This window comes from Psychrobium sp. nBUS_13 (genome assembly GCF_051201665.1).
GTDB lineage: Bacteria > Pseudomonadota > Gammaproteobacteria > Enterobacterales > Psychrobiaceae > Psychrobium.
On the sequence record NZ_CP179210.1, the window covers coordinates 3,502,823 to 3,513,867 of the forward strand.

Sequence of the window (11,045 nt, forward strand, 5' to 3'; positions counted from 1 at the left end):
AAATAATTCAGCCGGCGCAGTTCAAAAATTTGTCAGACGCAAAAGTAAACCATATCGAGTTATGCATCGCCTCACTCGTCATTCCAAGCTGGAACCTCATGAGGCAAGCACTGCAATCACAACAATTGTTTCGCCGTCATCCCGCTGGCCTTTTTATGCGGGATTTCATACAGCCATTTATCAACCAATGTACTAAGTATCATGTTGCATAAACTACTCGATAAAACCTAGGGGATATGAAGCGGAGGAGTGACGAGCCTCACAAGTGCAACAAACAGAATCAAGGAATAACGTTTAACTAACCTCGTCTTGACTATAAACGATTATGCCGACCCTATTAATATGATCTAATAACTCCTCGCTAACAATGCTTTTTACTTCTACTAAATCCACTGTATAAGGAAGCATTAAGTCATCAATTACCCCCTCAATTGCTATCAACTCATCAAATGCTAGCGAGTTAGAGAATATTGCTAAGTCGATATCCGATCCGTTGCGGTAATTACCTTTAGCCCTAGAACCAAATAAATTCACGCGTTCAATAGCTGGAAACTTTTTAAAGACAGCTTTTAAGCTTTTAATGACATTTACGGACAAGCCGCCGTTTAATGGCTCATCATTCATTTATCAATCCCTGCATCATTTCTTGATAAGCAACAAATAGAGGATAATAAACAGTAACTACACTATCAATGACATCCATCACCGTTTTTTCATCATAACTATGGACTGCTTTATTTCGTGCGATGATCATATCCATCCAAGCTTCACCGTTAGTGATCAAATCATTTTTAAATGCATGTCTAGTTGCGTCTCTAGAACCAATAATCCGAACCTCACCTTGATAAATGGCAAAATCTTTCATTACATTCCAAGACAATTCATGGGTAAATTCAAACGCTTTTACGAAGCCTTGTTTTTCGATATTAGATAACTCACGAGCTTTAAGTAGCTCAACTGCTTCAGTTAACTGCGCAAGTGCCCTAGAGTAATTCTGTAATCGCTGTTGCCAACGGATATCACTTTTCATCACAAAACCTAAGTAAATAAGATAATTAAAATATTATCAGAAATTACTTAAAATGCCGAGGGAATAACCGCTTGGTATTATAGGCGTAATAATGAAAACTATTTTTCTCACATCTACCCATTGGGGTCTAGTCACCAAACCTCAAGGATGACGGTCATTTCACAGAGAAGAGTGTTCGTATTGTTGCCCAACCACAACATCGCATTCGGGTAAAAATTCCAAAATCTTCCCTTTAAGCGCCTCTTTCGCGTCGTTATCGCCATGAACAATCACAACGCGCTTAGGCCTTACCTGCATTCTCTTAATAAAACGAATTAAATCATGCTGATCGGCGTGTGCTGAATACCCTGAAATCGTATGCACATCGGCATTAATAGTAAGCTTTTGACCATCAACATGAACATAACCATGGGCAGGGCCATATTGCTGTATCAATCGGCCTAACGTGCCGCGGGCTTGATAACCAACAAATAAAATATCGGTGGTTGGCAATTGGATAAAACGCTTAATATAGTTAACGATGCGACCACCGCTGCACATGCCACTAGCGGCAATAATAATCGCTGGTACTTTACCTTGATTGCGTTGCAGGTAATTCATCACATCAAGATGCTGTTGGTGACTGTCAATTGTGGTCAGCTGTTCAAAACTCAAAGGATGTCGCCCCTGCTTTAACTTTTGATGCGCTTCTTTGTCCCAGCATTGTTTAAGGCTACGATAATCATCCGTAAACTTAGCCGCCAGCGGCGAGTCCACGATAACATCAACCTGATTAAGAATTTTCTCCGCTGCGCTTAATTTTTCTTTGTTATTAAGGCGATGGAGTATTTCTTCAATTTCATATAACAACTCTTGAGTGCGGCCAATGCTGAAAGCGGGGATCAACACAATGCCGCGATCGTCAATGCAACGCCTTAATAGCCCACCCAATACCTTACGGCGCTTTTTACGCCCTTGATGGTTTTTATCACCGTAGGTACTCTCGATAACCAATTGGTCACAACGATAAGGCGGCTTAGGCGCGGGTAATAGCGGGGTATAACAAGCACCCAAATCGCCAGAGAAAATAATCCGCTCATTCTCATTGGCCTCTTTGACGTCAAACTCAATAAATGCCGAGCCCAAAATGTGGCCAGCCACTTGAAAACGCGCCCTAATGTGTTGCTTGCTCTTGCGCGATGACACCATAGGTAAATCTAGCCATTGATTATATTCAACCGCCACAATTTGTTGGCGTAAACGGCGCATAATAGCCGTTGAAATTTGCTTGCCTTTTAACCCAGCAACTTTAAGTGCATCTTCAATGACTTCAGGCAATAACTGAGCAGTAGCAACAGAGCAATAAATCGGCCCCTTAAAACCAGCGGCTAATAAATAAGGTATGCGACCAACGTGGTCAATATGACAGTGCGTAACGAGCAAGGCTTGCAGGGGTTCAACCGGAAAATCAATCGCCAACATATCTTCAGGATCGCGATGCGCCGTCTCTGCTCCTTGAAAAAGCCCACAATCAATCAAATAATGATTAGTCTCATTGGAAAAGCCTACAACAAGCTCATGACAAGAGCCCGTCACCCCATTAGCCGCACCATGATGTCGTATCTGTGTTACCGCCATAAAACACACCTTTGTTTAAAGTTGTTTCTACCCCGCTGCACAGTTGTTCATGCCCGAAATTACCATCATTACAGCACCTTTTACCAGATCCTCGATTAAAACAGATGACGACGTATTACTGCACCAGGTCATCCAACGCATCAAGTCCCAGATTAGTAAAATCAAGTAACGGCTTAAAATCTTTTCGCTTAATCACAGTACGAATAATCAAGGGATCTATATTTAAATAATCGTCAACAAGCGCATTTCGCATACCAATAATACGTCGCCATTCAACCGAAGATATGTCTACGCCGAGCATCGAAAAACGTTCAAATGCACTATAAGCATCTGACGGTGCGTTATTACTCAACGCGTAGCTCCATTGCTTAGCAATACCAATACAGGCCTCAATTAAAATTTGCAATGTACGCTCAGCGGCTCTGTACTCAAATTGATTTAAAGGGCGCTGCGAATCGATATCAGACAATGCGTCTAATTCACTGCTTATGACTAGCAAGTGTTGCCGCATCGAAATCGTAGTGGTCAACTAATTTTGGTCACGGTTTTGTAAGTTTTCCAGTATCTCTGTTCCGATTCATTTGGAGTTAAACCGCCATTATATTGATGAGGCCTGACGTTACTATAATATCCTGTAATATAATTCACTACTGCCGCCTTGGCTTGCACTAAAGATTGATAACCTACAGTGGGCATCCATTCTGTTTTAAAACTCCTAAAGAATCTTTCCATCGGTGCGTTATCCCAACAGTTTCCTCGTCTGCTCATGCTTTGCTTGATTTGATATCGCCAAAGTAATTGACGATATTTCTTACTCGTATAATGACAGCCTTGATCTGAATGAAACATCACGCCTTTTGGTCTCCCTCGTGACTCAAAAGCCATTGTTAATGCTTGGCTAGTTAGCGCTGTATCGGGTGAGTAAGACATCGCCCAACCAATAGGTTTTCTGGCGAACAAATCAATCACAACGGCTAAATAACACCAACGATTACCTGCCCATATAAAAGTCACATCTCCACACCAAACTTGATTGGGTTCGCTAACAACAAATTGTCTGTCTAAGTGATTCGGTATCGCTGCGTGCTCATTTCCACCTCGCTTATAAGCATGCTTAGGTATCTGACAACTCACTAGGCCAAGCTTTTTCATAATGCGGTTTGCTCGGTAGCGGCTTAATGGCATATCTCTAGTCGTTGCTATCTGAGCTACGCTTCTGGCTCCTGCTGATTCACCACTTTCCGAGAAAATAGCGCGAACCATTAATTCTGCTTTTAAGTGCTTATGACTGGCGTTTTTTGAATTTTTACGCCAGTAACCATAGCTACTACGATGAATATCAAAGACTTCACAGACTGTTTTTACATCATAGCTCTCTTGTAACGCCTGGACTATTTCAAATTGTCTAGGGAGTCTGACATCAAGAGAGCTGTAGCCTTTTTTAGTATTTCTTTTTCTAATTCAATCCGTTTTATGCGTTTTTCGAGTTCTTTAATTTTTATCTGTTCAGGTGTTAATGCAGTCGGTTGGTCTGCTATACCGTTTCGCTCTTTCTTTAATTGTCGTGCCCATTTATCAATGGCTGATTTACTCACTCCGACGGCTTCGGAAGCTTCTCTGACAGAGTATCCTTCATCAACAACAAGTTGAGCTGTTTCGAGTTTAAATTCTGCTGAATAAGTTGGTCTTGTTCTAGTATTCATTGATTCACCTAAAGTTGATGAGGCGTATGATAACACCTCTATTTAAGTGACCAAATTCACTGTACCACTACACCCCAAACCTATTGGCGCTTGAGTTATATCTACAAGACTTAATTTACCTTCAGGCAGCCCCAACCTTTTTGTCCAATCTAAAGCCAATAATTCAAGGCGTAACCGTCGTTCTAATACATCGTCTTCCCAATTCTTAAAACTAATAGCTAAATCGATGTCGCTTTGTAAATGCGTCTTTCCGCTGGCCTGTGAGCCATATAACCATAAGATATCAATATTGATATCCTCATTAGCCATTTCAATAATACTTAATTTAATAGAAGGAAAATCCACGTTATACATTCCGAATAATTCACTTAACATGGAGAGTAGCATATATTCATCATTAGATTTACACCCCCCAAAAACGAAAAATGGCGACCTAAGTCGCCATTTTTAGTAAAGAAAATCGATCATCCCTCATTCCCTCGTCTCACCACCCCGTCATTGCGCAGTCTGTTGAGCCGGAATCCCATAAGGCGCATGCAAACGTAACAACAATCGCACTCCAAAGAGTATACTGGCCGCTCCTTACATTATTTCTTTCATAAAAACGGTATGGTTCATACTATTCATGATTAAGCAAAATCCCTTCAGATCTCGCAATGTCATGAATTGGCTGAAGCGTTAATTGGCGATCGTGATAAACCAAATCAATTTTTTGATACCCCAGCACATCTTCTAGCGCCAACTTCAAATAAACTCTCGCCATGAAGGGGTCATCCAGCGTGTCACTTTCAATGTAAAGATCTATATCCCCCCCTTTCTTAGCATCATCACAACGCGATCCAAATAACCAAACTTGCGCATCAACGGCGATATACTCTTTAACCTTTTCGACAATTGAGCTGCGCTCTTGTTCAGTGATCCGCATTTAGATCACCATCGAGCTCTATCCCAATTCCAGCCAAATACTGGCGTAAACTAGTTAAAATAGACAATAAATTAGCCGATTGCTGCCAAGCTCCATTTAAGGCGGCAGCGCGTTCATTTTCAGATTCAGGATAGTCGTGTGCAAACGCATTTCGAACTTCTCTTAATAAACGCCACTGCTCTGGAGATTCGATAACACCACGCTTCTCCATCATATTTAATACATCAACCATACTAATGGGAGATTCATCTTCCAGCTTTAATAAATTACGAAACAACTTATTACCTACGCAGTCCTGCAAATCAGCAAAACGTACCCTAAAAGCATCAATTTTATCTTGTAAATCATCATCAGCACAAAGTAAGGAAGCGCCGCTTAAAGGGAAATCATTAGTTAATCGTCTCAACGATGAGCTCAAACGGTTCGCCGTTCGAATCGCCTCAGACCAATTGTTTTTGTATAGAACCACATACTTTTCATTCGCGTAATTCACAGCAGACACCTAACCATATATCAGAGTAATAACTATTCACCCATTATACACAGAGTTTAAAATATTTATATTTCAGATGAAAACCACCCCAGCGTATTTACGGCTCATCTAGCAGCCAAAAAAATGGCGACCTAAGTCGCCATTCTCATTTCATCAATAACATTACGACTGATACTGGTTTAACAACTCAGTGACTGATTCTATAAAGTCTTTACCTAAATTGTTATCACGCAAGCCATATTCTACAAACGCATTCATATAACCAAGCTTACTGCCACAATCGTGAGACTTACCCGTCATATGAAATGCTTCCACCGTCTCAGTCTTCATTAACGTCGCAATTGCATCCGTTAGTTGGATTTCATCACCAGCACCCGGCGGGGTAAACTCTAACAAATCCCATATAGCACTTGATAACACATAGCGTCCAACAACCGCTAAATTAGACGGCGCTTCATCAATCAGCGGCTTCTCAACAACGGCTGTCATTGCTTTAGACTCACCAGGAGCTAACTGATGCCCTTTGCAATCCGCTACCCCATAGCTACTCACTTGCTCGATTGGCACAGGCTCAACCATGATTTGACTTGCGCTGCTTTCTTCAAAACGCTGTAACATCGCCGCCAAGTTCTCAGATTTTAAATCCGCAGAGGCTTCATCTAAAATCACATCCGGCAACACCACTACAAACGGCGACTCCCCAACAATAGGCCGCGCTTTAAGCACCGCATGACCAAGTCCTTTCGCTTCACCTTGGCGTACATGCATAATGGTCACGCCCTTCGGGCAAATAGCCTGCACTTCATCAAGCAACGAGCGTTTTACTCGCTTTTCAAGCGTTGTTTCAAGTTCAAATGATTTATCAAAATGGTTTTCAATAGCATTTTTAGACGAGTGTGTAACTAATACGATTTCATTTATTCCCGCTGCAACACATTCATTGACAATGTATTGAATCAATGGCTTGTCTACTATCGGTAGCATTTCTTTGGGAATAGCTTTGGTAGCGGGCAGCATTCTAGTACCTAAGCCAGCTACTGGGATTACTGCTTTTTTAATACAATGTTTCATTGATAGTCCTTATCCTAAAAGCAAATAATTATAGGATATTTAATACTTTAAGTTCTTTTTTATAAAAAGTTTTATACCATTGAACAAATTCAGCAACACCTTCAGCTACTGACATCTGTGATTTATAGTCTATTGCGTCGAATAAATCCTCAACTTCAGCATAAGTTTGATAAACATCGCCAGGTTGCATTCCCCTGAAGCTTTTCTTTGCTTCAATGCCTAATTCACTTTCGATTGCTTGAACGAAACCCATTAAATTAATAGGCGAACCATGGCCGATATTATAAATCGAATAAGGCGCAGAGCTCGTAGCTGGTGAACCACTTTCAACTTTCCAATTATGATCTCTTTCGGGAATAACATCAGCAATTCGAACAACACCTTCAACAATGTCATCAACATGAGTAAAGTCACGCCACATATCACCGTTATTGTTAATATCAATGGTTTCACCATCTAAAATTTTCTTGGTGAAAATATAAGGTGCCATATCAGGGCGCCCCCATGAACCATAAACGGTAAAAAAGCGCAGTCCAGTAGTAGGGACATTATAAAGGTGAGAATAGCTGTGGGACATTAATTCATTCGATTTTTTAGTTGCTGCATACAGAGAAACCGGATGGTCTACTGAATCTGAAGTTGAAAATGGCGTTTTATTATTCAATCCATAAACAGAACTAGAAGATGCATAGATTAAATGTTCAACATCATTATTTCGACACCCCTCGAGAATTGCTAAGTGGCCAATCAAATTGGAATCTGCATATGCCATTGGATTCTCAATTGAATACCTAACGCCTGCTTGGGCAGCTAAGTGAATAACGCGATTAAATTTCTCAATCTCAAATAACTTCGCGACGTTCTTTCTATCAATTAAATTTAACTTGATAAAATTGAAACAACCTTGTTTTTCATTACGATTTTCAATTGTAAATTGCTCCAATTCAGACAATCTTGCTAATTTTAAATTAACATCATAATAATCATTTAGGTTATCTATTCCAACAACATCATGCCCTGCCTCACATAAACGTTTTGAAACATGAAAGCCAATAAAACCAGCAGCACCAGTTACTAAAAATTTCATTTTAAAACCTTAATCTGAACCAAATAAATCACGGGTATACACTTTTTCTGAAACAAAATTCAGTTCGTTACACATTCTATTTGAAATAATCACATCTGAAACTGAAGTAAATTCATTTAAATCAGTAAAAACCTTTGAATTAAAGAATTCAGATTCTGCCAATTCTGGTTCAAAAATAACCACTTCAATTCCTTTGGCTTTGATCCTTTTCATAATCCCTTGAATGGAAGACGATCTAAAATTATCAGATCCACTTTTCATTATTAATCTGTAAATACCGACTACTTTAGGATTACGCTTAATAATAGAGTCGGCAATAAAATCTTTTCGAGTACTATTTGAATCAACAATTGAGCGAATTATATTATTTGGAACATCTTGATAATTCGCTAATAACTGTTTGGTATCCTTAGGAAGACAATACCCTCCATACCCAAAAGACGGGTTATTATAATGATGGCCAATTCGAGGATCTAGACTCACCCCCTCAATCACCTGTCTAGAATCTAAGCCATGAGTTTCGGCGTAACTATCTAACTCATTAAAGTATGCAACTCGCATAGCAAGGTAAGTATTTGAGAATAATTTAACAGCTTCAGCCTCTATCGAATCAGTAAACAAAATATCAATATCTTGCTTAATAGCACCTTGTGCTAATAAGTTAGCAAACACTTCAGCTCGCTTACTTTTTTCACCAACAATTATTCTAGAAGGGTGTAAATTATCAAAGAGCGCTTTTCCTTCACGCAAAAATTCAGGTGAAAAAATGATATTCTGACAATTAAATTTTTCTCTAACGCTTTTTGTAAAACCAACAGGAACTGTCGATTTAATTACCATTGTGGCATTAGGGTTAATATCTAAAACATCTTTAATTACTGCCTCAACTGATGATGTATTAAAATAATTAGTTTCTACATCATAATCAGTTGGAGTTGCTATCACTACAAAATCAGCATTTTCATAACCAACTTTTTTATCTAATGTTGCATTAAAATTAAGATTTTTATTCAATAAGAAATCTTCTATTTCAACATCAGATATCGGCGATTTTTTTTGATTTAGAAGATCAACTTTCTCTTCAACTATATCAATGGCGATCACTTCATTATGTTGTGCCAACAACATAGAGTTCGACAGCCCAACATAACCTGTACCCGCTACTGCAATTTTCATACTTTATTAAACCTATTTAATTAATTTTCATGCGTAATTCTTTACCATATTCCATACTTGGCTTCTCAATATAAATATATGTTAATGACGCTATCAAAATAACAATAAATGATATTAGGGGTAAAAAATAAAAATAATGCGTAAGAGAAATGTTGTTCATTGAATATATTAATAAAAACTGATACAAACCAAACAAAATAAAGCCATGCAATAAATAAATACCATAACTTATTTCACCTAAAAATATTGAAAATTCAGTTTTTAACAATCCAAACATCGAAACACCTTGAACAACAAGAGTAAAAAACAAAGCAATAGAAAGTATTTGTAATATAGAAAAAGGATTGGAAATAAATATCGCGAAAAACAATAAGCCAATTGCAATTATATTATAAAATAAATTGTCTAATATTATATTTTTTACTGAAAATTCAAAATAATAAATCCATCCCCCAATTAAAAAAAGAATAAAATAAATTGAAGTGAAAGCCATCAATTTAATAGGGAAAATAAATAAATAAACTACAAAGGCCGTTACAACACTTACACTAACTACTTTGTTAATTTTGAAAAAAAACGCTATAACTGGTACTGAAAAATAGAAAAACCATTCGTACTTCAACGTCCAATCTACACCTGCAATTATTCTTCTAGTGTCTTCAAATTGATTTATCTTAGAGCCATGGAATAAAAACCACCTCAAAATACTAATAAAGAATTCTTTAACACTAACAACAAAATGAAAATTGGTATTCAACATGACAATTAAAAAAATAAAAACAAACGCAAAAAAATACAAAGGCATAATACGGAAGCAACGAGATATCATTAATTCTTTAATACTAATATCAAATTTATTCCGAATAAGTTTACCAATAAATAAATAACCTGTAATAATAAAAAATATGCCTACGCCTACCTTTCCGAAGTTCTGAAAGTACAACTCACTTGGCGCTTTCCACTCACCTAAAACTAACCAATAATAAGTTAAGGAAAAATGATGGAAAATCACTAAGATAGCAAGATAACCTCTTAAACCATCAATGTTTGATTTTCTCTTTGGCAAAGGAATCCATTTAGATATATTAAGCCTTAAAAATATAAATTTAGAAAATATAGCTATGAAAATCAAAGTAGTAATACAAAAAAATATATTCATGATATCTTGTGTTTCTAAGTTCATATCAACGCCTAAATATAGCTCTATAACCATAATGAAAAAAGCAAACAATCGATTTAGATAATTTCAACTCTTCCACATTCCGATAAATTTCCCACTGTCTCATTGCTTTTTTAAACTTATTTCTAGATATTGAATTAGGAAGTATTCGATATGACGTCAGCGGTTTTGGATATAAGACAGCACACTTACAAGATTTTAACAACTTTAACCACAGTGCATAATCTTGTCCGGTGCGCAAAAGTGGCATAGAGATATCTCCAAAGCTACTCTTTTTCAGCATTACGGTAGAGCAACCTAGAGTTGCTTTCTTTTTTAACATATCGTTGTAATTAACTTTTTTAACATTTTTAAAATTATCTATAACTTTTCCACTTGAAATACCATTTGAGTCAACAACTTTAAACGAGGTAAAACTGAAGTCAAAATTATTATCTTTCATAAAATTAAGTTGTAGCTCGAGCTTATTTTTCTCCCATAAATCGTCACTATCTATAAAAGCAATATACTCTCCGTTTGATTTTGAAAGAGAAACATTTCGTGACACCGCTGCACCGGAATTAATTTTATTACAAAAGAATACAACACGTTTATCAGCCAACGAAATACGATTCAAAATATTTCTTGTTTCATCAGTCGAACAATCATCAGTCACCAACCACTCCCAGTTTTCATATGACTGTGCAGAAAGTGAATCATATACAGCTTGGATATATTGAGAAGAGTTGTAACTCGCTGTTATTATGGAAATTAATTTACTCAT

13 protein-coding genes are annotated in these 11,045 nt (G+C 37.5%); all 13 read right to left on the reverse strand.

Annotated features, from left to right (window positions below; translation table 11 throughout):
- Window positions 1-294 precede the first annotated feature (294 nt).
- The 13 genes from ACMAZF_RS16270 to ACMAZF_RS16330 all read right to left on the reverse strand — a co-directional run bounded on the left by ACMAZF_RS16270 (window position 295) and on the right by ACMAZF_RS16330 (window position 11,045).
- Window positions 295-624, reverse strand: a complete 330-nt coding sequence (locus ACMAZF_RS16270) for a nucleotidyltransferase domain-containing protein (protein WP_435274794.1) — start codon at window positions 622-624, stop codon at window positions 295-297.
- Entirely contained in the window at window positions 617-1,030 is a 414-nt protein-coding gene (locus ACMAZF_RS16275) for a nucleotidyltransferase substrate binding protein (protein WP_435274795.1), read from the reverse strand. The genes ACMAZF_RS16270 and ACMAZF_RS16275 overlap by 8 nt, the downstream gene beginning before the upstream one ends.
- Before the next feature lie 159 nt (window positions 1,031-1,189).
- On the reverse strand, window positions 1,190-2,647 hold the full coding sequence (locus ACMAZF_RS16280; protein WP_435274796.1) for an MBL fold metallo-hydrolase RNA specificity domain-containing protein: 1,458 nt from the start codon (window positions 2,645-2,647) through the stop codon (window positions 1,190-1,192).
- 115 nt (window positions 2,648-2,762) lie between these two features.
- On the reverse strand, window positions 2,763-3,146 hold the full coding sequence (hepT, locus tag ACMAZF_RS16285; RefSeq protein ID WP_435274797.1) for a type VII toxin-antitoxin system HepT family RNase toxin: 384 nt from the start codon (window positions 3,144-3,146) through the stop codon (window positions 2,763-2,765).
- Window positions 3,147-3,172: 26 nt separating this feature from the next.
- A protein-coding gene (locus ACMAZF_RS16290) for an IS3 family transposase (RefSeq protein ID WP_435273982.1) occupies window positions 3,173-4,350 on the reverse strand; the annotation gives its coding sequence in 2 pieces (ribosomal slippage) (window positions 3,173-4,092 and window positions 4,092-4,350; 1,179 coding nt in all).
- 42 nt (window positions 4,351-4,392) lie between these two features.
- Window positions 4,393-4,725: a nucleotidyltransferase domain-containing protein gene (locus tag ACMAZF_RS16295; protein WP_435274798.1), complete on the reverse strand. Its 333-nt coding sequence runs from the start codon at window positions 4,723-4,725 to the stop codon at window positions 4,393-4,395.
- Between the two features lie 244 nt (window positions 4,726-4,969).
- On the reverse strand, window positions 4,970-5,275 hold the full coding sequence (locus tag ACMAZF_RS16300) for a nucleotidyltransferase domain-containing protein (protein ID WP_435274799.1): 306 nt from the start codon (window positions 5,273-5,275) through the stop codon (window positions 4,970-4,972).
- Entirely contained in the window at window positions 5,262-5,768 is a 507-nt protein-coding gene (locus tag ACMAZF_RS16305) for a hypothetical protein (protein WP_435274800.1), read from the reverse strand. Before ACMAZF_RS16305 ends, ACMAZF_RS16300 begins: the two co-directional genes overlap by 14 nt.
- Before the next feature lie 162 nt (window positions 5,769-5,930).
- Window positions 5,931-6,839, reverse strand: coding sequence for a UTP--glucose-1-phosphate uridylyltransferase GalU (gene galU / locus ACMAZF_RS16310; protein WP_435274801.1), 909 nt, complete (start codon window positions 6,837-6,839; stop codon window positions 5,931-5,933).
- 28 nt (window positions 6,840-6,867) lie between these two features.
- On the reverse strand, window positions 6,868-7,926 hold the full coding sequence (locus ACMAZF_RS16315) for an NAD-dependent epimerase (protein WP_435274802.1): 1,059 nt from the start codon (window positions 7,924-7,926) through the stop codon (window positions 6,868-6,870).
- A 9-nt stretch (window positions 7,927-7,935) separates the two neighbouring features.
- Entirely contained in the window at window positions 7,936-9,102 is a 1,167-nt protein-coding gene (locus ACMAZF_RS16320) for a nucleotide sugar dehydrogenase (RefSeq protein ID WP_435274803.1), read from the reverse strand.
- Between the two features lie 16 nt (window positions 9,103-9,118).
- A complete protein-coding gene (locus ACMAZF_RS16325; RefSeq protein WP_435274804.1) occupies window positions 9,119-10,285 on the reverse strand; it encodes an acyltransferase family protein in 1,167 nt (388 codons plus the stop codon).
- Between the two features lies 1 nt (window position 10,286).
- Window positions 10,287-11,045, reverse strand: a complete 759-nt coding sequence (locus tag ACMAZF_RS16330) for a glycosyltransferase family 2 protein (protein WP_435274805.1) — start codon at window positions 11,043-11,045, stop codon at window positions 10,287-10,289.

What these genes read in the sequence shown, in the direction of transcription:
- ACMAZF_RS16270 (WP_435274794.1), bottom strand. Translation starts at nt 624, where the DNA reads ATGAATGATGAGCCATTAAACGGCGGCTTGTCCGTAAATGTCATTAAA.
- ACMAZF_RS16275 (WP_435274795.1), bottom strand. Translation starts at nt 1,030, where the DNA reads ATGAAAAGTGATATCCGTTGGCAACAGCGATTACAGAATTACTCTAGG.
- ACMAZF_RS16280 (WP_435274796.1), bottom strand. Translation starts at nt 2,647, where the DNA reads ATGGCGGTAACACAGATACGACATCATGGTGCGGCTAATGGGGTGACG.
- ACMAZF_RS16295 (WP_435274798.1), bottom strand. Translation starts at nt 4,725, where the DNA reads ATGTTAAGTGAATTATTCGGAATGTATAACGTGGATTTTCCTTCTATT.
- ACMAZF_RS16300 (WP_435274799.1), bottom strand. Translation starts at nt 5,275, where the DNA reads ATGCGGATCACTGAACAAGAGCGCAGCTCAATTGTCGAAAAGGTTAAA.
- galU (WP_435274801.1), bottom strand. Translation starts at nt 6,839, where the DNA reads ATGAAACATTGTATTAAAAAAGCAGTAATCCCAGTAGCTGGCTTAGGT.
- ACMAZF_RS16315 (WP_435274802.1), bottom strand. Translation starts at nt 7,926, where the DNA reads ATGAAATTTTTAGTAACTGGTGCTGCTGGTTTTATTGGCTTTCATGTT.
- ACMAZF_RS16320 (WP_435274803.1), bottom strand. Translation starts at nt 9,102, where the DNA reads ATGAAAATTGCAGTAGCGGGTACAGGTTATGTTGGGCTGTCGAACTCT.
- ACMAZF_RS16325 (WP_435274804.1), bottom strand. Translation starts at nt 10,285, where the DNA reads ATGAACTTAGAAACACAAGATATCATGAATATATTTTTTTGTATTACT.
- ACMAZF_RS16330 (WP_435274805.1), bottom strand. Translation starts at nt 11,045, where the DNA reads ATGAGTAAATTAATTTCCATAATAACAGCGAGTTACAACTCTTCTCAA.